The sequence below is a fragment of the Thalassotalea litorea genome (genome assembly GCF_043642205.1).
Taxonomy (GTDB): Bacteria; Pseudomonadota; Gammaproteobacteria; order Enterobacterales; family Alteromonadaceae; genus Thalassotalea_A; species Thalassotalea_A litorea.
On the sequence record NZ_JBHZSG010000024.1, the window covers coordinates 1 to 25414 of the forward strand.

A 25414-nucleotide genomic window follows, 5' to 3' on the forward strand; every position below is an offset into this window, starting at 1 on the left:
CTATATTTCATTAATATAGAATGACTATATCAATAAAATCTATGTGGTAACTGAACCTCTGCCCTAACTCTGAGTTGAGCACAAACTTAATGTGATTGGTATAAAGCAATCAATTCCCCTTTCTTGATGTTGTGATTTAAAGCTTCGAATCGAAAATTGGTAATTACGCAAAATAACACGTTTTCTATTAAAATTTTTTTCAGGATGTCAAAATCACTGATATTTAAAACGAGCCCCATAACACCGGGCTGTCATCAGTATTTTTATTGGTAACCACTACAACACATATTGGCCTGACCACGCACAATAATAGTTAGCATTCACTTTTCATATCCCCCCTTTCTTATCTGATTATTTTTTAATCGATATGAGTAAAAACCATTAAAAATCATTAAAAAACCCGGTTTACTGGTGATTAATTACCACATTTGATCTTTGGTATTACATAAGGCAGTATCAAATTATTACTAAATTTAACAATTTGGTAATACAAAACTAATAATTATAAAAAGGCTAAATGATGAAAAACTATAACAAGAGCTATTTATCTAGCTTACTACTGGGGAGCCTGGCGCTTGGCGCGACAGGCTTATCGGCACACGTAAATGCCGTAGAAATAGAAAATTCAGGGTTTGAAAACAACTGGGATGGTTGGGCAGATACGGATCCTTCTGCCATCTCCTCTGATTCCTATTCCGGGAATCGTTCGGCAAAAATTACCGGTAGCTCCGGTGCTTTCGAGCAGGTTGTCACGGTAACAGAAAATACTAACTACCAACTCCAGGCCTTTATCAAAGGCAGTGGTGCAATCGGCGCGATTGTAGGTGGCACAACGTATGCGAACAGTGGCAGTAGCAATGACTTTGAAGCGGTTACGGTGTCCTTTAACTCCGGATCTGCCACGCAAGTGACCCTATTTGGGCAGTATAGCTCAGGTGAAGGTCGTTTCGATGATTTTAGTCTGACACAAAGCAGTGAGCCAACCGATCCTGGTGATGGTGGTGAAACAACGCCTCCGACCGGCGGCGAGTGCAGCAGCACAGGTGACCTGGTCATTGTGGGTGCCTATGATGACGGTTCGAACGATGGTCATGGACCCAATAATACCATCGATGGTGATTTAGGTAGCGAGTCGCGCTGGTCTTCCAATGGCTCCGGAAAGCAAATTATTTTCGATTTGGGCGCCGAGGCAACGGTTAATGCTGCGCAAATTGTCTGGTTTAAAGGCAACAGTCGCGTTTCCTATTTTGATATCGACACTTCATTAGATAACAATAATTGGGATTCAGTTATTGTTAGTGGTCAGTCTTCGGGCTCGAGCAGCAGTTATGAAACGGTTGATGGGTTTAATGCTCAGGCAAGATATCTACGTATTACCGGTTACGGCAACTCGTCGAATACCTGGAATAGCATCATTGAAGCAAAAATTCTAGGCTGTGATCAAGGTGATATCGATGGCGGCACCAATCCACCAGTAGATCCGCCGACGCCGCCACCAACGACAGGCATTGATTTGAGCGACTGGTATTTAGGGGTTCCTGTTGATAACAACGGTGATGGCAAATCCGATTCAATTAGTGAAAGCGAACTGGTTGCCGGATATGAGCACCCAGAGTGGTTTTACTATGCTGCCGATGGTGGACTGGTGTTTAAAGCTCCCATTGATGCGCCAAAAACCTCAACTAATACCAGCTATACGCGATCGGAATTAAGAGAAATGTTACGTCGCGGTGATGAAAGTATTGCAACGCAGGGCATCAACAAAAACAATTGGGTATTTACTACCTATTCTTCCGAAGATAGATCCAATGCTGGTGGCATTGATGGTGAACTCGTATCAACACTTAAAGTGGATCACGTCACCACCACAGGTGACAGCGGTCAGGTTGGACGTGTCATTGTCGGCCAAATACATGCGAGAAACGATGAGCCAGCAAAGCTTTACTACCGTAAACTTCCTGGCAATATCCTTGGCTCTATCTACTTAGCCCATGAACCAAATGGTGGCAATGATCAGAAGTATGACATGATCGGTAGCAACTCCAGCTCAGCGTCGAATCCAAGCGACGGGATTGCGTTGGGCGAAGTGTTCAGTTACTCCATTAAAGTCGTGGGTCACGACCTGACGGTAACCATTATGCGTGACGGCAAACCTGATGTGGTTCAAAAAGTCGATATGAGCAATAGTGGATATCACAATGGTAGTGACGAATATAATTACTTCAAAGCCGGGGTTTATAATCAAAATAATACCGGCGATGCTGATGATTATGTTCAGGCCACTTTCTACAGTATCGTAAATACCCATGATGGTTATAATCACTAATTAATCATCTTCGTTTAAAGACTTGAGCCAATACCTGGCTCAAGTCTTTCTAAATTGCCAATGACATTGCAAATACTTTGTGATCATTTGTTTCATTCGTGCAACAGCAAGTTATTAAAAGTTTACGTCTCCTCCTCCCTACAATTAATCACTTACCTGTTTAAATTCAACATATTAGAAATAAAAGTCAAACTTAAGTCAGGTAAATGAATAACATATTCAGACAACCTTCTAGATCTGAAATCGCTAACATTTGAGTATTTACTCGCACCTTGAACTGATTGTGAATCAAATAGATACATAACTTGATTAACTAAGTTGCAACATCCCTATCGCAACTGTTACAGACTATTCTAACTCATTACATTTTCCACCTAATATGGCCACAAGTCGTTACGAATCTGTTCACTGAACGGTTTGGACGCTTTTATTAGGAGTTAAATATGTTTAATAAAAATTCAATCGTTAAAGCTTTTCTCTTTGGTACCTCGACGGTATCTGCGCTCTCTGTCACGGCCGCGAATGCCGAAGCACAACAAGATGCACAACAAGCGCTAGATGTAGAACGCATTGAAATCACAGGTTCACGTATTAATCGTACCGATATGGAAACTGCAAGCCCTGTTGCGGTGATCGGTGCAGAACAAATCGCTAAGAGCGGTTTTACCTCAGTTCAGGAAATTCTTAACGTACAGCCAACCGCTGCCGGCATGAGCTTAGGTGCAACGTCAAATAATGGTTCTGGTGGTAGTGCTACTGTTAACCTTCGCGGAATGGGTGCTCAACGTACGCTGGTGCTGTTAAATGGCCGTCGTATGGTTGCATCCGGTACTGGCGCAGACTCTTCGGTAGACTTAAATACTATTCCGGTTTCGATGATCAAGTCGATCGAAATACTCAAAGATGGTGCATCGGCGGTATACGGTTCCGATGCGATTGCAGGTGTGGTAAACATCATCACCAAAAAAGAATTTGATGAAACCGAAATCAAAGTAGAAGCCAGCCAAACTGATAAAGGCGATGGTACCAGCTCTGGATTCAGTGCCTTAACGGGTTTAGAACTTGCTGGAGGCAACCTGGTCCTTGGCGCGCAATACTCAAATCGAGGAAAAATCATTCAATCCGATCGTGACTTCGTGTCTCCAGGTCAATCATCGTTTATCCCTGAAGGCACCTTAGGTGGTCTGGTTCCTGACGGTAATGGTGGATTCGTTCCGCGCGATTACGGTTATGATTATACTCAGACAAGTTATGCGCAAACACCTAACGATCTATATAGTGTGTTCTCGAGCTTTAATCGTGAACTCGATGCGGATACCGAATTTAATGCCGATGTAATGTACACACGTCGCGATTCAACGCAACAAATGGCGCCTCAGCCTGCGGCTATTGATCTAGATACGTCACAATTGGATAGCAAATGGCGTGATCAGTTTAAAGATGAAAATGGTCAGGTACCTGGCGAGTTATTATACAAACGCCGTATGAGCGATGCCGGCCCGCGTATATTTAACCAGCAAACTGATACCATACGTGCGTCTGTTGGTGTCAAAGGATATCTGGAAAATGATGCCAGCTGGGATTTTTCGGCAACCTATGGCCGCAATGACTCGAAAGATCAGGTAGAGAATTCGATTCATGCAGGCAATATGGAAAAAAGTATTTATGCCAATCAGGATCTGTGGTTTAGCCCTGAGCCGATTGCCAATGCGCAGCTAATCCAAGATGGCATTTCTTATGTCGAAGAAAATGAAGGTGGCAACGAGCAGTTTACGTTGGCCGCTGGTTATAGTGGTGTTACCGAGTCTGACATCGGCTACGCCGTTGGTGTCGAAAGCCGCTACGAAAGTGGATTCTATACACCAGACATTATCACTCAACTGGGTGAAAGTACCGCTGCACAACAAGATCCGACATCGGGTAATTACTCGGTAAACTCGGCTTATCTGGAAGTATCGGTACCATTAAGCGATGCCTTTACCGTTGAAGGTGCAACCCGCTTCGATGACTACTCAACCTTTGGCGGCGCTGCTACCTGGAAGTTAGGGGCAACCTATCGATTTACCGATGCATTTATGCTGCGTTCAGTATTAGCCACAGGCTTTAGAGCGCCGTCGGTGAGTGAACTATATGCCGGAAATTCTGGTTCTTATGATTACTTGTCGGATCCGTGGGGCAATGCGCCAGATCCACAAATCCTGGTGAACTACACCGGTGATGAGAATCTACAGCCTGAAGAAAGTGATTCATTCACGCTCGGTGCGGTATGGGAAATCACCCAGGGTCTGTCAACGACATTGGATTATTGGAAATTTGAAATTTCCGATGCTATTTCACGTGTAGATGTTCAAAACGAATTGAACCAGTGTTTTGAAGGAGTGCAGGCTTCGTGTGACACGATAAACATCACACAAGATGGCGATCTGTCTAACTTGACCTCAGCATTAACGAATATCGGTCAGCAGAACACTTCCGGTGTCGACTGGAACGTATCCTATGCATTCGATCGTTATCGTTTCACCTGGGATAGCACCTACTTGCTTGAGTTTGAACAAGATGGTGTCGATTACACAGGTTCTATCGATGGTAACATCGGTGGCTATTCGGAGCTGAAATCTACCTTTATGGTCAATGCCGACATTACCGATAAGCTGAGTGCGCAATATTACGCACAATATGTTAAAGGTATGGAAGGAAATGCCTGGGGCGAAGAATTCCAAACGGATGATGTGATCTATCACAATGTATCAGCCAGCTACTACCTGGGAGATGAATGGACGTTCAATGCTGGTGTTAAAAACCTGCTGGATACAGAACCGGAAAATGTACCAAATGGTAACGATATGGATACAGTGCCAAGCGTTTATGATGTAATTGGCCGTACATTCTTTGTCAGTACTACCGTTAATTTCTAAGACATTAACGTGTAAAAAAAGCGATGGTTAAGCCATCGCTTTTTTATAGTATCCAAATCAAGATCCAGGGAATCTTTGTCAATGAACTTGAAAAAACTATTACAACAAGAAAAACAACATGTACTAATATCACCAAAATCGTATTTTCTGTTGATACTTTTATCGTTCACCGCAGTATTTTCCTGCATATTCGAATTAACACTAACCTTTCACCAAGCCGCCACATTTCCGTACCTGGAAATCGCATTCATTTGTGGGTTGGCTGCAACCATCCTTGTCTTTGCCCTATTGATTCAGGCAAAAACCGACCTACTTGATGCGGAAATCGTCGAGCAGGAACAATAATACCAACCACATTAAATGATTGCTGACTCAGTGAGAATTTAAAGGCTTTTAGACAAGGCTTTGATTGCAGAGAATGGTTATACCATTGTCGAAATCAGTAACGCAGGATAAATGCCTTTAAAACTCACCCGTAGGGAGTTAGTGAGAGGCCCATTTACTGCCCTATATTTCATTAATATAGAATGACTATATCAACGAAATCTATGTTGTAACTGAACCTCTGCCCTAACTCTGAGTTGTGCACAAACTTAATGGGATTGGTATAAGCAAATGTACAAATGTGCAGATACAAAAAAAGCGACGTATAGCGTCGCTTTTTTGTTTAACGCAAACATCAAAACATTAAGGTTTTGATACCACCGCGATATTCAAACCAAGAGATTTGACCTGATCGGCAACGATAACAATCGTTTCGTGGGTCGCATCATCATGAGCATCTAACACGATAGTATCGGTTGGGTTTTCAGCCAGTAACGATTCGATGTAGGCCTCCACACGCTCTGGATCAACATTACGGTTGTTAATAATGATATTGCCGTATTCATTAACACGAACCAAAATCGATTTTTTCTTTGGATCGGCATTAGCTTGTGTGGCTTTGGGTCGGTTCATATCCAACCCGGATTCTTTAACAAAAGACGTTGTTACGATAAAGAAAATCAGCATGATAAAAACGATATCAAGCATCGGTGTCATATCGACTTCCGCTTCATCGTTTTCATGGCTACGTTTAATTCCCATGGCAGAACTCCAAAAAAGGCAGTTAAATTTTTAATTGCTTACATCATTACGAAAAAAGCGGTAAATTGCAACGGCAAAGACTAATAACTGGCTTAACTTAGGCGTATTTTTATGAAAACTTCGCTCTGAACGTTAATCTTCAGTTAAAAGATAGCCTTTACCCCAGATAGTTTTTATGTGGGCTTTCTCTGCGCCCTGGCTCATCAGTTTATCCCGAAGCCGGGAAACCCTGACGTCAACCGACCGCTCCGAGCCATCATATTCACGCCCCAGCAATAGCTTATAAATATTGTCGCGGGTGATCACTTTGCCAACGTTATACATCAGAAGCGTCAAGAGCTCAAACTCAAAATTAGATAATGCGACTTGCTCACCATTGATTGCGCATTTTTGCTCCGCTGGTGTTAACGAAATTTCTCCCACCTCTAAGGTTTGACGTTTACCGGAATTAAGTTGATCTTTGTAACGACGCATCAGGGCATCGACATGGGCAAGAACGACTTGCGGACTGGCAGGTTTAACCAGATAATCATCGGCCCCTACGTTGAATGCGGCCAGATGTTCCGCCTCGCTGGCATGGGAGGTCAAAAACAGAATAGGTCCTTTGTATGTACTTCTTAACTCATGGCAAACTTTATAGCCATCTTTCCCAGGTAAACCGATATCGAGGATGATCAGATCCGGTTGGGTTTTAATTTGTGTTCGATATGCCTGATCGCCACGAAACACCTGCTCCACCACGTAAGAAGACTTTTCCAGGTACGTTTTCATCAAAGAGGAAAAAACCTGGTCATCCTCTACCAGCATAATGGTTGAAAACTGACTAATGTTTCCTGTGTGCTGACTCATTACCTCACCCTAACTTACCGATCATTAAAATCTTAATCAAAGACTTATGACTAACAGCTGCTGCAAGCAGGATACTTTCCAGTACCCCATATTTATGCAACAGTATAACTATCTCAACATTACTGAAATTTGCCTATGTTCAAGAATCTAATATTAGCAGTTAGTTTGCCTTTCACCCTATTTACCGGCTTTGCAAATGCAAAACCAGCGGAATTTTCTAAAGGGCCAGTCATTCAACACTATGGTCAGAAAGCACAAATACCCGGCGCTTTGAAATCACCCGAGCAACAACAATTCAAGATCATTTTCGATATCAGCGAAGCCTCGGAAAAAGGCAAAATAAATTCCAGCTACAATACCGTAGCGCGCTTTATTAATATGCACGTTGCTGCCGGCGTACCCCTGGAAAATCTCGATATAGCGATGATCATTCATGGTAAGGCGACAAATGAAATGTTAGTCAGTAAACAATACCAACAACGTTTTGACGGTGAGGATTTGAATGCAGATTTGCTCGCAAAACTGCTTGCTGCGGAAGTGGATATCTATGTGTGCGGACAATCTGCCAGTTATTATGGCGTTGCCGCAGCCGATTTAAAACCTGGCATTACCATGGCACTTTCAGCCATGACGGCAAATCAGTTATTGCAGCAACAGGGTTATATACTCAACCCATTTTAGGCGATTACTACACGAGTATATCCACCTGTTGCTCGATAGACTTTAACTGTTGATAGATCAGTCCTGCCTGAGTGCGATTATTCACCTGGAGTTTTTGCAAAATAGCAGAGACGTGATTTTTCACTGTGGTTTCCTGAATATTCATTTCATAGGCGATTTGTTTATTCAGCAGACCGTCGCAAATCATTTGCAACACATTAAACTGAGCCGGTGTTAAGGTTTCCAGCCGTTTTGCTAACTGTTTTTCGGCACCATTGACGTCCTCGATAGCAATCCCTTCCGGGATCCAGGTTTCGCCATTTAATACGGTACCAATGGCTCTGGATATTTGCTCAAGCGATGACGATTTGGGAATATAACCGCTGGCACCCAAATCTATTGCCCGACTTATCACTTTGCCATCTTCAATGGCTGATACCATAATTACCTGAATATCAGGAAAGCCGTTTTTTATCCGGGATAAACCGGAAAAGCCATCATTACCCGGCATATTGATATCCAGAAACAGCAATTCCAAATCACGATTGTCTTTGATTAACGCCAGCAATTCTGCAAATGATTCGGCTTCAAGGATTTTACTTCCGCCCAGGGTTTTCGACGCAGCCTGAATCAGCGCAGTACGAAATAATGGATGGTCATCAGCGATGGCTATTTTCACAACATCATAACTCATTGGGAAACAGGCCTTATTAATAACATACTTTGTTGAAATTCACAGTAATACTGCAAATCGAGTGCTGGTATCAGAAACTTTGGAGCGCATTTCTGATACCAGACTTACCATAAGGGTTATTAGAAGTTATAACCCACGGTCAAAGAGATCGTTTGTGGGTCGCCATAATATCCAATCAGGGTATTATCACCACCAAGACCCGCGGTATACAAATCGATGTTGGTCGGGTCACTAGGATCCGGCGTTACGAATTGATAACCACCAATCAGGTACTCTTCGTCGGTAAGGTTTTTCACATGTAAACCGGCATACCAATCACCGCTGTTGGAGTACCAGTTCACGCTAAGGTTCACCAGGCCATAACCTTCCTGGGTAAGTAAACTGTCTTCTTCAAACAACACATAATCATCACGATAGTAGTAGTTGCCGTTGAATATGAAGTCACCGATCCCCGTTTCCAGGGTGTAATTGGCTGCAAAGTTAAAGGTATATTCCGGCGTGTTAGATACCGAGAATCGATCGGATTTATCAAACGGATTGCCGTTCTCGTCGAAATCGATAACTTCACTAAAGTCAGAATCAATGTAGCCAAGCGCAACATCAAACCTTAAGTTCGCCGTCGTTTGCCAGGATATTTCGGCTTCTACACCCTGAGCTTCTGAGCTACCGATATTACCTAACCGTTGGTTCAAATCCGTAGAGCTTTCACCTGGAAGCACGGAGATGTATTGGCGATCTTCGTGATCTAATGAGAATAAGGTCACATTGGTTCTCAAGGCATTGTTCAACCACTCGGCTTTCATACCCACTTCATAAGAATCTACGTTTTCCGGATCGGCGGCAGGTTCTGCTGTCGTCGCACGCGGGTTAAAGGTACCGGATTTAAAACCCTGGGCAAAACTTGCGAAAAACATCATGTCGTTTGTTGCCTGGAATTCAACACCAAGGCGCGGAGTAAATTTCGACCAGTCATCGGAATCATCCAGAACCGTCGGCACTAAATCTCCTTCAGGGCGCACATAACCGTCAATCCATCCGGACTCAGGATAAACGGTGGCAAATATTAAACCATTATTTACGATGGCTTCTTTCTCATCTTTGGTATAGCGACCGCCGGCGGTGATTGACCAGCTGTCAGTCAGATCATAGCTTAACTGTGCGTAAGCCGCTTGTGATGTGCCATTAGAACAACCGCTAACCTCGCGAGTAAGACCCGGTGCGCCTAACGCGTTACCTAATACCTCTAGAATCGCTTCAAACTGACCGCAGGACTGAGCGTCATAATAATAAACACCCGCAACAAATTTATGATTATCGCCGACGTTATTAAATTGTAATTCATGGGTAGTTTGTTCATCATCATAAATAGCCGGTACATCAAATATACGCAACGGCGTATTATCAAAATCGATGTTGGTCGGAGAATAACTCTCACGATCGGCAAAGGTATACTTGATGCTGCTATTATCGGAGAAATCCCAATTAGCGGTAAAGCTATAACCTTCGAGTTCAACCTTATTCCAGGTAGGTAATGAGGTATAGGAATCATAAACACTGTCAGGTACTGGCGCTTCTGTCAGGATACTTGGCAATAAACGGTAGCCACCTTTGGAATTGGATTCATCTTCGGTTTTGTCGTAATTAAAACGGAAGAACAAATCATCGATAGGACGGAATTCCACCGTTACCCGACCAGCCATCACATCTTTATTGTAGTTTTCGTTATCCTGGTCCCCCAATTGCGGGTCAATCTCCAGAAACTCACCAAAACCATCCCGTTGCAACGACGCAAAACCAAAACCAACATATAACATGTCATCGATGACCGGTAATTGACCGGTTACTTTGAAGTCCATTTGGTTATCAGTACCAACCGTACCCTGCACACCAAATTCTGCATCACCGCTCATTTCTTTGGTCACGTACTTAATCGCACCACCAATGGTGTTCTTGCCGTATAAGGTACCTTGAGGACCACGTAACACTTCGATACGTTCGACATCTAATAAATCGAGCACCGCACCTTGAGGACGAGCAATGTAAACGTCATCAACATAAATACCGACGCCAGGCTCATAACCCCAAAGTGGATCTTGCTGACCAACACCACGAATAAATGCGGTGATGGTAGAGTTAGTACCACGGCTGCGTTGTAATGTTGTGTTTGGTGAGAACTGTTGAACTTCGGTCAGTACTTCAATACCGTTTACTAATAACTCTTCTTCGCCGATAGAAGTAACCGCGACAGGCACTTCCTGCAAGTTTTCAACGGTTTTTCGGGCGGTAACTTCAATGCGCTCTAACCCTGCGCTATCCAGAGCTTCCTGCTCTTCTTGAGCTGACACACTAGCGGTACCAAAAATGGCGGCACTAACGGCCACAGCACAGAGTGTTTTGCGTGAATTACTATAGGTTGACTTCATATCTCCCCCAATTAATTTTGGAATTATTCTTGTTATGTTTAATTTTTAAAGAGTTGCATCAGCGTATATCGCTAATGCGCATCTTTTGCTTTGCAGTAATTTTCTTCAATCAAAACACAATGTAGCGGATAGCTGAAAAAAAGTAACTCATACTTAAGTACTATACCCAAGCCTCCGATTCTAACGCACAATTTAGCACGAGGTTTGAAGATATTGCGATCAACAAATCGTATTTTCACACCTTGGCAGCTCAGTTTATTTCAATCAAAACAACAATAATAATTATCACCAATTCAGGAAATACCTATGTTAAGTATGCTGGGTCTGGTCGGCGGATTAGTTTTACTAATTGTTCTGACTATGCGAGGAATGAACCTCTTTATTAGTGCACCCTTGTGTGCGCTTATTGTTGCTGTGTCTAACCATATGGCCATTCTTACCGGCGATGAGTACTTTGTCGCCGCCTATATGTCAGGCTTTACCAGTTTTATCGCCTCCTGGTTTTTTATGTTCCTGCTCGGTTCCTTATTCGGCAAGTTTATGGAAGACACGGGCGCCGCTGATAGCGTAGCCCGTTGGATCGTCGATCGTTTGGGGATGAAAAAAGCAGTGTTTGCGGTCGTTGCTGCCTGTGCCATCTTAACCTATGGCGGTGTCAACCTGTTTGTCGTTGCATTCTCTGTCTATCCAATGGCATTGAGTCTGTTTAAAGATGCGAATTTACCACGACGTTTTATCCCAGCAGCGCTGGCATTTGGTTCGGTTACCTTTACCATGACCTCTGCTGGCTCGCCCGAAATTCAAAACTGGATCCCGATTAAATACCTGGGTACCTCGCCCTATGCTGGCTGGGAAGTCAGTCTGGTGGTTGCTATTTTTATGGCGCTGTTTGGATATTGGTGGTTAAAACGAATGATTGCCAAAGCGGTTGCTAATGGCGAACAGTTTCACGGTCGAGATGATGACCCTCATATTCCTGAGCGCGACTATCCACATCCCATTACCGGTTTAATACCACTATTGGTTGTGTTAGCCCTGTCCTTTAGTTTTCACGATATGTTTGGCCATAACGCGTTAATTCTGGCCTTAGGTGGCGGTGTGATCAGCATCATGATCATTAACTCAAAGCACTTTCATAATATCAATAATGCCATTACCGAAGGAACAACCGGTGCCTTGATCGCAATCGGTAATACCGCTGCCGTTGTAGGATTTGGTGCCGTGGCAAAATCCACCGATGCCTTTCAGCTTGCGGTAGAAGTTATGACCCAAATACCGGGGAACGAGTTAATTGGCGCAGCGGTTGCAGTGAGTGTCATTGCCGGTCTAACCGGTTCGGCATCGGGTGGCCAGGCAATTGCCCTGCCCTTACTGGCACCACATTACATCGATCAAGGCGTAAATCCAGAAGAATTACACCGTGTCGTTGCCATCAGTTCTGGGGCGCTTGATACCCTGCCACATAACGGATACGTGGTAACCACCATTCGCGCAATCTGTAAAGAAACCCATGCCAGTGCTTATTGGTCAATGTTTGCGATGACTGGCGTGGTGCCGCTTATTGGTTTGGCAATTGCCATTGGTTTATTTATTCTGTTCTAAACTATGAATAACCTAAGTTATTAATATAAAACGAAGAATAAAGGTAACAACAATGAAATTCATCAAACTCCTACTGTTGTCCGTGACGCTAATAAGCAATGCAGCCTTTGCCGAGACCATGCTGGTAAAAAAGCAAAAGTTCACCACAAAAAATTTTAGAACCTTTAATGGTTCGGTGATTGATACGGTCAATATCGGTTGGGAAGCCTACGGCACCTTAAATGATACCAAGTCCAACGCGATCCTCATTACCCATTATTTCACTGGTAACAGTCATGCGGCTGGTAAATATAATGAATCAGACCCGCTACCCGGATATTGGGACGCGATCATTGGTCCTGGAAAGGCTATCGACACCGATAAATATTACGTGATCAGCTCCGATACACTGGTTAACGCCGGCGTTTACGACTCCAACGTCATTACTACCGGTCCGGCAACAATAAACCCACGAACTGGAAAGCCCTATGGTTTGAGTTTTCCGGTCGTTACCATTCGTGACTTTGTTAATGTACAAAAAGCGTTAATTGATAGTCTTGGCATTCGTAAATTACACGCTGTTGTTGGTCCGTCAATGGGCTCAATGCAAGCCATCGACTGGGCCGTCGCTTATCCCGAGATGGTTGAGCGCATGGTATCGGTAATTGGTACGGCCCAGGTCGATGCCTGGGTAGTAGCAGCAATGGAAAAGTGGGCAGCACCGATAAAAACCGATCCTAATTGGAATTTTGGCAATTACTATGATGGTGATAAGCCCCTTGTTGGGCTCATACAATCGCTGGCAATGATCACGCAAGAAGCGATGCACCCGGCAATATTCAACGCCTCTAACCCGAATCACGATCCTTTGTCGCAAGGTCCATTGAACGACATTTATGCCAGCTACCCAGTGGTAGATTGGCTTTATAATGCCGCCAAAGCCCGCACTGAGCTGATTGATGCGAATCACATTTTATATCTGGTACGCGCCAATCAGACCTTTATCGCGGGCTACAACAACGATGTTGCAGGAGCACTGTCTAAAATCACCGCAAAAACCTTATTCCTAGCCGCTACAAACGACTTGCTTTTATATCCGGCAATGGCCGAGGAAGCCCACGAATTGGTCGGCGAAGGGTCACAATATGACGAAATCGATGGCCAATGGGGACATCTCGACGGCATTTTTTCCATCGAAACTAAAGCAAATGAATTGCGAACATTTCTGGAGCAGTAAATTATGACAACACAAACTCTGCTGATCACTGGCGCCGCCAGCGGTATTGGTTATGGCGTAGCCAAAGCCATGGCGAATAAAGGTCACAACATCATCATTACCGATATTAATCAGCAACGGGTTGATGAGGCGTTAGCAAGGCTCTCTCAAGAGGGTATAAACGCAACGGGGTATCCGTTAGATGTAACCAGTGCAGAAGATCTGCAACGTTTAATGGCGAAGCTGGAAACAATTAAAATCGATGTGTTAATCAATAACGCTGGCATTCAACATGTATCACGTTTAGAAGACTTTCCGTTAGATAAATGGCAGTTAATTGTCGATATTTTATTGCTTGGTCCGGTGCGAACCTGCCAACAGATGCTGCCCAAAATGCGCGCTCAGGGATTTGGTCGAATCATTAATATCGGCTCCATTCACGGCCTCGTCGCCTCACCATATAAATCCGCTTATGTGTCAGCAAAACATGGCTTGTTAGGATTTTCCAAAGTCATCGCATTAGAAACGGCAGATACCGACATCACCATCAATACCATTTGTCCAGCGTATGTAAAAACGGCTCTGGTAGAAAAACAGATTGCCGATCAGGCCAAACAGCATGGAATGAGTGAAGCCGAAGTTGTCGATAAGATTATGCTTGAACCCATGCCGAAAAAATCATTTATCGATATTGAAGAAATAGCCCACACCGTTGAATTTCTGGCCTCAAAGCAAGCCAGCAATATGACCGGGCAGGCGCTGGTAATCGACGGTGGCTGGACCGTTAAGTAGTTCTAAAGGAATAATCAGGAGCACCTATGTCAGGATTTAATAAAGTGGTTAGTAGCTATCAGGAAGCATTAGCCGGGCTGCAAGACAATATGACCGTTATCGCTGGAGGCTTTGGTTTGTGTGGCATTCCAGAGAACCTAATTAAAGAGATTCAACGCCAAAAGATTAAAGGACTAACCCTAGTTTCAAACAACTGCGGCGTTGATGACTTTGGTTTAGGCTTGTTACTCGGGGAGCGACAGATAAAAAAAATTGTGGCCTCCTATGTGGGTGAAAATGCCGAATTTGAACGGCAAATGATGAACGGTGAACTCGACGTTGAATTAACACCACAAGGAACGTTGGCGGAAAAAATGCGTGCTGGCGGCGCAGGTATCCCGGCTTTTTATACCGCAACCGGTTATGGCACGCCAGTAGGTGAAGGCAAGGAAGTTCGCGAGTTTGCTGGGCGTAAATACATTCTTGAAGAAAGTATCCGCGGCGATTTTGCCATAATTAAAGCCTATAAAGCCGACACCTACGGAAATTTAGTCTTCCGCAAGACTGCCCGAAACTTTAATCCTATGGCGGCAACCGCAGGCAAAATCACCGTTGTTGAAGTGGAAGAAATTGTGCCTGTAGGAAGTTTAGACCCGGATGAAATCCACACCCCGGGCATTTATGTTGATCGCCTGATTCAGGGCAGCTTCGAAAAACGAATCGAACAACGCACACTCAGCCAGAGCTAGGAGGTCCTATGGCATTATCAAGAGAACAATTGGCCATGCGAGTCGCGCAGGAACTACAGGATGGCTATTACGTTAATTTAGGTATCGGTATCCCTACCCTAGTAGCTAACTACATCCCCAAAGGGATAGAAGTGATGTTGCAATCAGAAAATGGCTTGCTCGGCATGGGCGCGTTTCCAACCGAAGAAGAACTGGATGCCGATTTAATTAACGCAGGCAAGCAAACTGTTACCATGATTAAAGGCGCTTCTCTGTTTGATAGCGCCGAGTCTTTTGCGATGATCCGTGGTGGTCATGTAGATTTAACGGTATTAGGCGCATTCGAAGTGGATGTGCAGGGCAATATTGCTTCGTATATGATCCCAGGCAAACTGATCAAGGGCATGGGCGGCGCTATGGATCTGGTGGCTGGAGCCGATAATATCATCGTCACCATGACCCATGCATCAAAGCACGGCCAATCAAAACTCTTAAAACAATGTACATTACCTTTGACAGGCAAAGGATGTATCCGGAAAGTATTAACCGATCTGGCCTTTATCGAAATTAAGGATGGAAAGTTTCATCTGTTAGAGCGGGCACCTGGAGTGAGCGTCGAAGATATTCAGCGCCTGACAGAGGGCGACCTCGTGGTCAATGGCGACGTGCCAGAAATGAGGTTTACCGACTAGGCAGGTCGATATCAATGTTGTACCCCATATAGAAAGCCATGGAGATACCCGAGCGTGGCGTGTTTCGCATTTCACGTTTAAAAGACGAAACCCGCACGCTCATGCGGGTTTATTTTCTCGGCGTATATGCTAGATTTTGATGCCAAAAATCAACAACATAGTTAACCCGAGCCGTTAACAATTCCCGGTATTCGGGCAAATCACTTAAATGTACCCAGCGGCATTCAATAATCCCTTCTTCTACCTGTGGATCGGTTTCATCATCGTCGCCACTGTATTTCATCAAAAACCAGTGCGTTTTCTTTAAATACTTGGTGTTACCATGCCGAGTCGTATGCCAGGTAGACACCAATTTGCCGGTAATTTCCAGCTTATCAATATTCAGTCCGGTTTCTTCATTGACTTCTCGTAATGCGGTAATTTCCACCGCCTGATCTTCTTCAATACGTCCCTTAGGCATATCCCATTTACCGCGTTTAAACATTAACAGAATATGATGAGAGTCGTTATAAACCAGGCCCCCGGCAGAGGCTATTGTTGGTAAACCTATGGTGTCTTTCAAGGTGGCCTTTTGGGAATTTGACGTCATAATCGCTACTCAGTGTTACTGGCTTGCAAGTTTTTCGCTTTTGCAGTTTGGAAGGTATCGGCTTTACCCTGTAACTCTTCCAACACGGCAATTTGTCTTAAACTCAAACCTTTAAATTTTACGCCGGAGACCTCCATTTCCTGATTCTTAACAATTTGTTCCCCGGTCATCGGGGTAAAATTGTCTTCACCCAGCAGTCTGACTAAATGTAGCATACAAGTTAATCGAGCCTCGCGTTTTTTATTCCCCTGGACAATCACCCAAGGGGATTTCACGGACGATGTGCTGGCCAGCATTTGCAACTTGTATTCCGTATAAAGCTTCCATTTCTTCCGGGCTTTTAAATCATTATCGGAAAATTTCCAGTAAGTCAGCGGGTTGCGAATGCGGTCTTCAAAGCGGAGCAATTGTGTTTCAGCGTCCACTGACAAATAAAACTTTACCAGCAGAAGGCCTTGGTCTATCTGTTTATGCTCCCAGTTAAGAACCTTTTTCATAAAGTATTTATACTGCCCTTCGGTACAATAACCCATCACCGGCTCGATTAACGCGCGGTTGTACCAGGAACGATCAAAAAAGGCGATATTGCCCGGTGCAGGCAGATGCTTTTCATAGCGACGAAACCAATATTTAGATTCAGAAACGGTCGGGATCCCGAGGGCAACAATGTTAAAAAAACTGGGAATAAGAAACTCGGTAAAGCGCTTAATGGTCGAGCCTTTTCCGGCAGCATCGCGACCATCAAAGGTTATCGCCAGCCGCTGATTCTCGCGAACAAGGCGCTGCTGGATCTTCAGCAATTCAACCTGAAGACGCTTTTTCTCTATTTGATAATCTGCCTCATTGATACCTTCATAGGGGGTGTCAATGTAATGAATGCTGTTTAGTTTCATGATTGATAACGGGGGCACTAAAAAGATCTCAGTTTATTATTATTTTGTGACATTTTAATTACAGTACAGATTTCAATAATTGCCAAATCGATTATCAAAAATGTAATGATGTTAACAAGTTATAATATTCACCTGACATATTCACTGCGGTGACAAATACCGTGACACCTTTAACACCTGCTTGAAAGCATTTCTTTCAAGCTGACACCTTTATCACCTTTGCCACCTCCATTAACCTTGTTTACTTCCTTCTCCTGACCAATTGCTGTTAAAATAATTGTCACATGTTCACTTTAACCTCATGAAACCTAACCTGATGACTCTGTTAGAAAAACTACGCTGCTTATTTACCTTTGGCCAAGGGGTCGCTTTGCCTATGGCCGAAATTCCCGACGACAAATCGCCTTTTTCATTGTTTGCTACCTGGTTTGAGGATGCCAATAAATCAGGATTGTTGTTACCTGAAGCCATGTCGGTAAGCAGTTGTAATACACAGGGGCAGCCATCGTCTCGGATGGTGCTGTTAAAATCCTTTGATGAACAAGGATTCGTGTTTTACACCAATTATGGCAGTCGAAAAAGTGACGAGCTAAGTGCCAATAATCAGGTTGCGCTGCTATTTCATTGGGCCGTGCTGCAACGTCAAGTGCGCATTGAAGGGCGAGTTGAAAAAGTTAGTAAGGCAGAGTCAGAAGCGTATTTTCACAGCCGCGGGCGCGGTAGCCAAATTGGAGCCTGGGCATCGAAGCAAAGTCAGAAAATCGCTAGCAAAGACGAATTACACCAAATCGAAAAACAATTTACCGATGAGTTTTCCGGTAAAGATATCCCGTTACCGGAGTTTTGGGGGGGATATCGTGTCGTCCCCCACTATATAGAATTTTGGCAAGGCAGAGCGAACCGACTGCATGATCGATTGTGCTTTGAAAAAGTCGACGGTAACTGGCAAACCTATTTACTCCAACCGTAGCCCAGCAGTAATGCTTAATTTTGTTTCAATTATATTAAAGGTTGCCGCGTTAAAAAGGCAAAATTCAGAGATATTCGTTGTCAGCTGTATGACAGTTCTTCCTTTCAAGCTGTCTCCTTCGACACCATAAAAAAGGCGCTAGCAGCGCCTTTTTTGTTTACCTTACATATTAGGATAGTTCGGTCCGCCAGTGCCTTCTGGAGTAACCCAGGTAATGTTTTGACTCGGATCTTTGATATCACAGGTTTTACAGTGAACGCAGTTTTGCGAATTAATCACAAACTTCGCCCCTTCATCCGTTTCCTCCACCTCGTAAACACCGGCTGGACAGTAACGCTGAGCAGGCTCACCATATTTAGGCCAGTTAACTGTAATCGGAATTTGCGCGTCTTTAAGGTGCAAATGACACGGCTGTTCCTCTTCATGGTTGGTATTAGATAAAAACACCGAGCTTAATTTATCGAAACTCAACTCACCATCTGGCTTTGGATAATCAATCATCGGTGCTTCGCTGGCCAGCTTTAACTGCGCATGGTCAAGTGTTTCATCTTTAAAGTTAAATGGTAATTTTCCCGCAAAAAAGTTTTGATCCAAAGTGTTGTAGGCGCCGCCCATCAAGGTGCCAAGTTTATGCATGGCTGGACCGAAATTGCGGGTGTTATATAACTCATCGTATAACCATGATGACTCAAATTTCTGCGCGAATGCGGTTAAATCATTGCCACCTTCATCACCACCGGACAAGGCTTCAAAAATCGTTTCAGCAGCCAAAATACCCGACTTCATCGCCGTATGATTACCTTTGATCTTTGCATAGTTGATGGTTCCGGCATCACAGCCGACCATTACGCCACCGGGCATAGTCATTTTTATCAGCGAGTTATAGCCACCTTTGGCCAGGGCTCGTGCACCGTAAGATACACGCTTACCGCCAGCAAGGTATTGTTTGTAAACCGGGTGATGTTTCAATCGTTGAAATTCATCAAACGGGCTTAAATGCGGGTTTGAATAATTCAAATCGATAATCAACCCAACAAATACCTGATTATTTTCGGCATGATACAAATACCCACCACCTGTGGTATCACCCGAGAGTGGCCAGCCTGCACTGTGAACCACCAGACCTTCCTGATGTTGCTCGGGATCAATGTCCCAAATTTCTTTAAAGCCAATGCCATAATGTTGCGGCGATTTGCCTTCATCAAGCGCATACTTAGCGATCAGCTCTTTACCCAGATGACCACGACAGCCTTCAGCAAAGATCGTATATTTCGCTCTTAACTCCATGCCTGGCATATAGGAATCTTTCGGATTACCGTCACTATCAAGCCCCATATCCTGAGTAATAACACCGGCAACCTTTCCGTCTTCATAAATGACCTGTTGCGCCGGAAATCCAGGAAATATTTCAACACCTAAAGCTTCGGCCTGTTCAGCAAGCCAACGACACATGTTACCCATAGAGACAATGTAATTGCCATCATTATGCATGGTTTTCGGGGTGGCAATAGACGGCAACTTGGTGGCTTTTTCCGCACCAGTCAGGTAATAAATATCATCACCGCTAACCTTAGTGTGTACCGGAGCTCCTAACGTTTCATAATCAGGGAAAAGTTCAGCTAACGAACGGGGTTCAAATACAGCCCCTGATAAAATATGGGCGCCAACTTCCGAGCCTTTTTCAACCACACAAACCATCAATTCCTGATCTTTTTCCTGTGCTTGTTGCATTAACCGGATAGCCGATGACAAACCGGATGGACCAGCTCCGACAATCACGACATCAAATTCCATCGATTCACGTTCCACGTAATTCCCCTCTTGCTCTAATATTTGCAGTAATAACTGGTTTGATTTACCGATGTTAGTTTTTCTTTTCTTACTCGATAAACACTGATTTTATATGCTTTGTAGCTTATACCATAGATACCAATGACGAAAGAAGGATGCGGTTTTTGCAACCCGTTTTTCGTCAGTGACATGACGTACTCGGAAACCTATCTGAACACTTTAAGCAATTGCTAAACAGCGGTTTCTATGCCTGTATTCATTGATCTTTTGATGATGGCTGAGTAATCTTTCATGCACGCAACAAACTATTTCAAACGTTAATTTAAAACACTTGATTGAATTTAGCCAGCAAGTGCAGTAAGTTAATTGCAATAATTTCGCACAAAAACGATTCGTGCCACAGGCACCATGGGGTTTATATGAAAATTTTAGTGCCAATCAAACGAGTGATTGACTACAACGTTAAGGTTAGGGTGAAAGCCGATAACAGCAACGTAGATTTAACCAATACCAAAATGGCGATCAATCCATTTTGTGAAATTGCCGTAGAAGAAGCGGTCCGATTAAAAGAAAAAGGCGTTGCCAGTGAAATTGTTGCCGTATCTATCGGCGATAAAAGCTGTCAGGAACAATTACGTACCGCATTAGCACTTGGTGCTGACCGAGCGATTCAGATTGATGCTGAAGGTGAATTAGACGCTTTAAATATTGCCAAGTTACTGCAGAAAATCGTTGAAGAAGAGCAACCAAAGTTAGTATTGATGGGTAAGCAGGCCATTGATAGTGATAACAACCAAACCGGTCAAATGCTTGCAGCCTTAACCGGTCTTGCGCAAGGTACATTTGCTTCCGAAGTGGTTGTTGACGGCGATGACGTTTCGGTAACCCGCGAAGTCGACGGTGGCTTACAAACACTTAGCTTGAATCTGCCGGCAATCATTACCACAGATTTACGCTTAAACGAACCCCGTTATGCCTCATTACCCAACATCATGAAAGCCAAACGCAAGCCACTGGATGTTAAATCCGCGGCAGATTTTGGCATCGATTTATCACCTCGAACAAAACTGTTGAAAGTGACGCCACCGGCACAGCGCGAAGCTGGTATTGTGGTTGAAACAGTGGATGAGCTGATTGAAAAATTAAAAAATGAAGCGAAGGTGATCTAATGGCTATTTTAGTAATTGCAGAACATGACAATAACAGCCTAAACGCTGAAACATTGAAAACATTGAGCGCCGCTCAAAAAATTGGTGGCGACATTGATATTCTGGTGGCCGGTGAAAACTGCTCAACCGTTGCGGAGCAGGCAGCGAAAGCCAATGGCGTTGTTAAGGTGTTAGTCGCTGACAATACAGCCTATGCGAAGCAACTCGCTGAAAACATCAGCTTATTAGTGCATGAGCTCAGTGGTGATTATGATTACCTGTTAGCCAGTGCAACGACAACCGGCAAAAACTTTATGCCTCGTGTGGCGGCGCTATTAGATGTGGCACAAATTTCCGATATTATCGCGGTAGAATCTGCCGATACATTTGTGCGTCCTATTTATGCGGGTAATGCGATTGCCACGGTACAAAGCCTGGATAGTAAAAAGGTGATTACCGTTCGTTCCACTGCATTTGATGCGGTTGCGACCGATGGAGATGCGACAATTGAAAATCTGTCACAAGAGACTGACGCTGGTGTATCTAGCCATGTAAAAGATGAATTTACCGAGTCAGAACGTCCGGATCTTGGCGCTGCTTCGGTTGTTATTTCCGGTGGTCGAGGCATGCAAAACGGTGAAAACTTCCAATTATTGGAAGGCATTGCCGATAAGCTAGGTGCCGCCATTGGTGCATCTCGCGCTGCGGTTGATGCGGGCTTTGTACCAAACGATATGCAGGTTGGCCAAACCGGTAAAATTGTCGCGCCAGACCTTTATATCGCGGTAGGTATTTCTGGCGCGATTCAACACCTTGCCGGAATGAAAGATTCAAAAGTCATTGTCGCCATCAATAAAGATGCCGAAGCACCGATTTTCCAGGTTGCCGATTATGGCTTGGTTGCGGATCTATTCGACGTGTTGCCTGAACTGGAAGGCAAGCTTTAACTCGTTAGAGATTATATCAATAACTGAAAAACACCTGCACATTGCAGGTGTTTTTGTAACTGGGCAGCAAAAACGAAAGCGGTTATAATCGCCAACTACCCCGTATTGTTAATAGTGAATCTAAATGCGCGATCAATTATCTAAGCTCGTTTTTTCCACCGATGGTGGCCGAATTAAAGACGAACCACAAGCCCCTAGCGTTACACCATCTGATGGTTTTGCGAGAGTGCGCAGGGAAACCAAAGGGCGTAAAGGCAAAGGTGTGGTCACCATAACCGGTCTTGGTCTTGACCCAAAAGCGCTCAAGGCGTTAGCCAAAACCTTAAAACAAAAATGTGGCACTGGTGGCACCGTAATTGATGAAACCATTGAAATACAAGGTGATAAACGCGATGTCATAAAGGCCGAACTGGAAAAGGCCGGATTCAAGGTTAAGTTTATTGGCGGTTAAGTGAACTTAGGAGCAAATAACTCCCTTTGACTTCATCACGACACGGCTATCCAGGAACAGGAAACTAACATTTCATTGTTCTGGCTAACCGACGCGGTATAGGTTTTCCCCGATTCCACCTGACCGACACCTTTGGGTGTACCCGTCATCACAATATCGCCATCAACCAATGTCATAAACGGCTTGAGCTGTTCAATGATCACTTGCGGTGAATACATCATCATATTGACACTACCCTGTTGTTGTATTGCGCCATCAATCGTCAGACTTATGGCTAAATCATCAGCATCATCAATCTCGATAAAGTCACTAAATAGCGCCGAATTATCAAAAGCTTTGGCCCGCTCCCAGGGTAAGCCTTTCTCCTTTAACTGACTCTGCAGGCCTCGCTTGGTCAAATCCAGACCTGACGCTACCGCTATGAATCGCCCTTGCTGGTACAAAAAAGCCAATTCTGCTTCAAAATGTAATGGCTCATCAAGTTCTGCATACAAGGTACGCCCTATCGCCGAGTTAGGCTTAAGAAAAACCACCATATCATCCGGGATGACATTACCTAATTCTTTAATGTGTTCCACATAGTTGCGGCCAATACATACAATTTTCGACGGATTAATTAGCTGTTGATTGAAACTAACTGACTGCATTGAAGGTTACCTGAAAACGTTAAACTAGCGTGCTTGTACAAACAAGCAACTCGAAATATGTCAACTATACTAATCTTTACCGACAAGAATTCAATAATAAAAACAGTTAGCTATGAACCTATCCTATCAAGGAATATTTGAGCAGCGCGGACAGCAATATCAACAGGCGATGAACCGCTTTCCCCATGCCAGGGATGATGAATTTAACCACTTATTAAAACAATTGCCAACACGAGCCAATCAAAAAGTGGCTGACCTGCCTGCCGGTGGCGGATATTTAAATGACTACCTTGGTCAGGACAATATTCAGTATACGGCGGTTGAAAGCAGTCAAATCTTTTTCAATTTTTGTCCTGAAACTGAGAACCGAGGTCGGATCCTATGCCCTTTGAATCAAATATCCCTTGAGGATCAGAGCCAGGACAGTTTCTATTCATTGGCTGGGTTGCATCATACTTTTGATCGATTGCCTATATACAAGGAAATTTTCCGGATCCTTAAACCCGGTGGTAAAGGCGTCATTGCCGATGTGTTTCAAGAGTGCTCAACGAGTAAATTTTTGAATGAGTTTGTGCATCGATTTAACTCCCTTGGCCATCAAGGAATGTTTCTAAACTCCCGCGATTTTACGGCAATAGAGGCCGCAGGGTTGGATATTGTTGCGCATTCAAAAGAGCAGTATCACTGGCGCTTTCAATCGCTGGAAGATATGGCGATATACTGTCAACTGCTATTTGGGCTCGACCTTGCCAATTTAGATGAAATTATTCACGGTATCGGCACTTATCTGGGATACCAGATCAAAAACGGGGAAGTTCTAATGAACTGGTCGCTCCTTTTTATTACCGTTAAACGCCCTGAACCTATGCCTCTATCGCAATACCCGTCCAATGCCGAGCAGGCAAGACTATGATAATTTCTGAAATCAGCCATGAGGTAGACGGCCGCGAGCACACCATCAGTGCTTATCTGGACAATTTCAAGCTGTGGTTTACCCTACCCCTGGATATCGGCAGAACCGATGTTATCGATGCATTCGTTGCCGCCGCATTGTTACCCGCCATGCATACCGGTCAACCTATCGTGGTGCAATCAAAGAAACCCTTATCACCAACCCTATTGCTTGGTTTAACCCAGTTGCAACGTATCTATTGCCAATGGTGGCCACACCTGAACATGGTCGATATTATCGCCCAACAAGGTACAAGTGATATCCAAATAAAATCTAACGCCTGCTTTTTCTCTGGCGGGGTTGATAGTCTTTATAGCTTCGTGAAAAATCGTCGACAGCTAGACGCTTTGATATTTGTCGAGGGCATCGATATACAATTGGACAACAAATCGCTTTTGGACGAGGTAAAACAAAAAAATCAGGCTTTTGCTAACACGTTTAACATTCCGTTGATTAATATTCGCTCCAATATTCGCTACCTACCCCATACCTTTGGTCTCAGTTGGAAAAAATACTTTTGTGGTGCCGGACTCGCGGCAACCGGCTTACTTACCGGATTTCAAACGGTATTAATACCTTCTAGTCAGCCAATCATCGACATTTACCCAGATGGCACAACGCCGATCACCGACCCTCTCTACGCCAGTGAAGCAACTCGATTTTTCTATGACACACCACAGCTCCGTTACGAAAAACTGGCGTTTTTAAGCAAACACCGCCTGGCGATGAATACATTACGAGTTTGCTGGATGGATAAAAGTTACAACTGTGGTCAGTGTGAAAAATGTCTGCGTACCCGGTTAATATTGCGATTACTCAACACGCCATGTCCGACTTTAGCACCACTTGATGAATTAAAACCCATTTTAAAATGGCGTTTGCGGGCACTCGAGGATTTCAAAATAGTCGAGAATTTGCGGCGCGCGGCGTTACATCAAAAGGATAAACAGGTTGTGCGTTTACTAAAATACCTGGTTTGGCGTGAACGCCTTAAAAATGGTTTAGCGACGTTCGAACAACGATTATTCAAAGGCTATCTTAAAAACCGTGTCTATCGCCTATTCGGTATCACTAGCCAGTAACAC

23 protein-coding genes are annotated in these 25414 nt (G+C 44.1%); 15 read left to right on the top strand and 8 right to left on the bottom strand.

Annotated features, from left to right (window positions below):
* Positions 1-520 precede the first annotated feature (520 nt).
* From ACHUFQ_RS11140 to ACHUFQ_RS11150, 3 genes are all read left to right on the top strand, one after another.
* Positions 521-2326: a polysaccharide lyase family 7 protein gene (locus tag ACHUFQ_RS11140; RefSeq protein ID WP_394175569.1), complete on the top strand. Its 1806-nt coding sequence runs from the start codon at positions 521-523 to the stop codon at positions 2324-2326.
* Positions 2327-2769: 443 nt separating this feature from the next.
* A complete protein-coding gene (locus ACHUFQ_RS11145) occupies positions 2770-5241 on the top strand; it encodes a TonB-dependent receptor plug domain-containing protein (protein ID WP_394175570.1) in 2472 nt (823 codons plus the stop codon).
* An 81-nt stretch (positions 5242-5322) separates the two neighbouring features.
* Positions 5323-5586 carry a hypothetical protein gene (locus tag ACHUFQ_RS11150; protein WP_394175571.1) on the top strand — a complete coding sequence of 88 codons (264 nt, stop codon included), beginning with the start codon at positions 5323-5325 and terminating at the stop codon, positions 5584-5586.
* A gap of 342 nt (positions 5587-5928) precedes the next feature.
* Here ACHUFQ_RS11150 and ACHUFQ_RS11155 read toward each other — a convergent pair whose 3' ends face one another.
* Together ACHUFQ_RS11155 and ACHUFQ_RS11160 are read right to left on the bottom strand one after the other, a co-directional pair.
* Positions 5929-6327, bottom strand: coding sequence for an ExbD/TolR family protein (locus ACHUFQ_RS11155; protein WP_394175572.1), 399 nt, complete (start codon positions 6325-6327; stop codon positions 5929-5931).
* 132 nt (positions 6328-6459) lie between these two features.
* On the bottom strand, positions 6460-7176 hold the full coding sequence (locus ACHUFQ_RS11160; protein ID WP_394175574.1) for a response regulator transcription factor: 717 nt from the start codon (positions 7174-7176) through the stop codon (positions 6460-6462).
* Positions 7177-7311: 135 nt separating this feature from the next.
* Here ACHUFQ_RS11160 and ACHUFQ_RS11165 point away from each other — a divergent pair, with 135 nt between their 5' ends.
* Complete coding sequence (locus tag ACHUFQ_RS11165; RefSeq protein WP_394175576.1) at positions 7312-7857, top strand: DsrE family protein; 546 nt, start codon at positions 7312-7314, stop codon at positions 7855-7857.
* Positions 7858-7864: 7 nt separating this feature from the next.
* Here the strand turns inward: ACHUFQ_RS11165 and ACHUFQ_RS11170 are convergent, their stop codons facing one another.
* Both ACHUFQ_RS11170 and ACHUFQ_RS11175 read right to left on the bottom strand, forming a co-directional pair.
* Positions 7865-8530, bottom strand: a complete 666-nt coding sequence (locus ACHUFQ_RS11170) for a response regulator transcription factor (RefSeq protein WP_394175578.1) — start codon at positions 8528-8530, stop codon at positions 7865-7867.
* Between the two features lie 119 nt (positions 8531-8649).
* On the bottom strand, positions 8650-10953 hold the full coding sequence (locus tag ACHUFQ_RS11175) for a TonB-dependent receptor (protein ID WP_394175580.1): 2304 nt from the start codon (positions 10951-10953) through the stop codon (positions 8650-8652).
* A 306-nt stretch (positions 10954-11259) separates the two neighbouring features.
* Here ACHUFQ_RS11175 and ACHUFQ_RS11180 point away from each other — a divergent pair, with 306 nt between their 5' ends.
* Genes ACHUFQ_RS11180 through ACHUFQ_RS11200 form a run of 5 tightly spaced genes read left to right on the top strand, consistent with a single transcriptional unit; the run spans position 11260 to position 15941 of the window.
* Positions 11260-12555 (top strand): GntP family permease, encoded by a 1296-nt coding sequence (locus tag ACHUFQ_RS11180; RefSeq protein ID WP_394175582.1) that lies wholly within the window; start codon positions 11260-11262, stop codon positions 12553-12555.
* 52 nt (positions 12556-12607) lie between these two features.
* Positions 12608-13771 (top strand): E22 family MetX-like putative esterase, encoded by a 1164-nt coding sequence (locus ACHUFQ_RS11185; protein WP_394175584.1) that lies wholly within the window; start codon positions 12608-12610, stop codon positions 13769-13771.
* A 3-nt stretch (positions 13772-13774) separates the two neighbouring features.
* Positions 13775-14542 carry a 3-hydroxybutyrate dehydrogenase gene (locus ACHUFQ_RS11190; RefSeq protein WP_394175586.1) on the top strand — a complete coding sequence of 256 codons (768 nt, stop codon included), beginning with the start codon at positions 13775-13777 and terminating at the stop codon, positions 14540-14542.
* A 26-nt stretch (positions 14543-14568) separates the two neighbouring features.
* Positions 14569-15270, top strand: coding sequence for a CoA transferase subunit A (locus ACHUFQ_RS11195; protein WP_394175588.1), 702 nt, complete (start codon positions 14569-14571; stop codon positions 15268-15270).
* Positions 15271-15278: 8 nt separating this feature from the next.
* Complete coding sequence (locus ACHUFQ_RS11200; protein ID WP_394175590.1) at positions 15279-15941, top strand: CoA transferase subunit B; 663 nt, start codon at positions 15279-15281, stop codon at positions 15939-15941.
* A 109-nt stretch (positions 15942-16050) separates the two neighbouring features.
* Here ACHUFQ_RS11200 and ACHUFQ_RS11205 read toward each other — a convergent pair whose 3' ends face one another.
* Complete coding sequence (locus tag ACHUFQ_RS11205) at positions 16051-16530, bottom strand: NUDIX hydrolase (protein WP_394175592.1); 480 nt, start codon at positions 16528-16530, stop codon at positions 16051-16053.
* Positions 16531-16535: 5 nt separating this feature from the next.
* Complete coding sequence (locus tag ACHUFQ_RS11210) at positions 16536-17423, bottom strand: polyphosphate kinase 2 family protein (protein WP_394175594.1); 888 nt, start codon at positions 17421-17423, stop codon at positions 16536-16538.
* 316 nt (positions 17424-17739) lie between these two features.
* On the opposite strand from ACHUFQ_RS11210, the gene pdxH reads away from it, so the two are divergent.
* On the top strand, positions 17740-18393 hold the full coding sequence (gene pdxH / locus ACHUFQ_RS11215; protein ID WP_394175596.1) for a pyridoxamine 5'-phosphate oxidase: 654 nt from the start codon (positions 17740-17742) through the stop codon (positions 18391-18393).
* Positions 18394-18555: 162 nt separating this feature from the next.
* Here the strand turns inward: pdxH and ACHUFQ_RS11220 are convergent, their stop codons facing one another.
* The gene (locus tag ACHUFQ_RS11220; RefSeq protein WP_394175645.1) at positions 18556-20187 is read right to left on the bottom strand and encodes an electron transfer flavoprotein-ubiquinone oxidoreductase; all 1632 of its coding nucleotides are present in this window, start codon (positions 20185-20187) and stop codon (positions 18556-18558) included.
* Positions 20188-20603: 416 nt separating this feature from the next.
* Between ACHUFQ_RS11220 and ACHUFQ_RS11225 the strand changes: the two genes are divergently transcribed.
* From ACHUFQ_RS11225 to ACHUFQ_RS11235, 3 genes are all read left to right on the top strand, one after another.
* Positions 20604-21353, top strand: coding sequence for an electron transfer flavoprotein subunit beta/FixA family protein (locus tag ACHUFQ_RS11225; protein ID WP_394175598.1), 750 nt, complete (start codon positions 20604-20606; stop codon positions 21351-21353).
* A complete protein-coding gene (locus tag ACHUFQ_RS11230; protein ID WP_394175600.1) occupies positions 21353-22279 on the top strand; it encodes an electron transfer flavoprotein subunit alpha/FixB family protein in 927 nt (308 codons plus the stop codon). Before ACHUFQ_RS11225 ends, ACHUFQ_RS11230 begins: the two co-directional genes overlap by 1 nt.
* A 124-nt stretch (positions 22280-22403) precedes the next feature.
* The gene (locus tag ACHUFQ_RS11235; RefSeq protein WP_394175602.1) at positions 22404-22730 is read left to right on the top strand and encodes a translation initiation factor; all 327 of its coding nucleotides are present in this window, start codon (positions 22404-22406) and stop codon (positions 22728-22730) included.
* A 35-nt stretch (positions 22731-22765) separates the two neighbouring features.
* Here the strand turns inward: ACHUFQ_RS11235 and ACHUFQ_RS11240 are convergent, their stop codons facing one another.
* Complete coding sequence (locus ACHUFQ_RS11240; RefSeq protein WP_394175604.1) at positions 22766-23377, bottom strand: fumarylacetoacetate hydrolase family protein; 612 nt, start codon at positions 23375-23377, stop codon at positions 22766-22768.
* A gap of 112 nt (positions 23378-23489) precedes the next feature.
* Between ACHUFQ_RS11240 and ACHUFQ_RS11245 the strand changes: the two genes are divergently transcribed.
* Complete coding sequence (locus tag ACHUFQ_RS11245) at positions 23490-24290, top strand: class I SAM-dependent methyltransferase (RefSeq protein WP_394175606.1); 801 nt, start codon at positions 23490-23492, stop codon at positions 24288-24290.
* The gene (locus ACHUFQ_RS11250) at positions 24287-25411 is read left to right on the top strand and encodes a hypothetical protein (protein ID WP_394175608.1); all 1125 of its coding nucleotides are present in this window, start codon (positions 24287-24289) and stop codon (positions 25409-25411) included. Before ACHUFQ_RS11245 ends, ACHUFQ_RS11250 begins: the two co-directional genes overlap by 4 nt.
* The last annotated feature ends 3 nt before the right edge of the window (positions 25412-25414 follow it).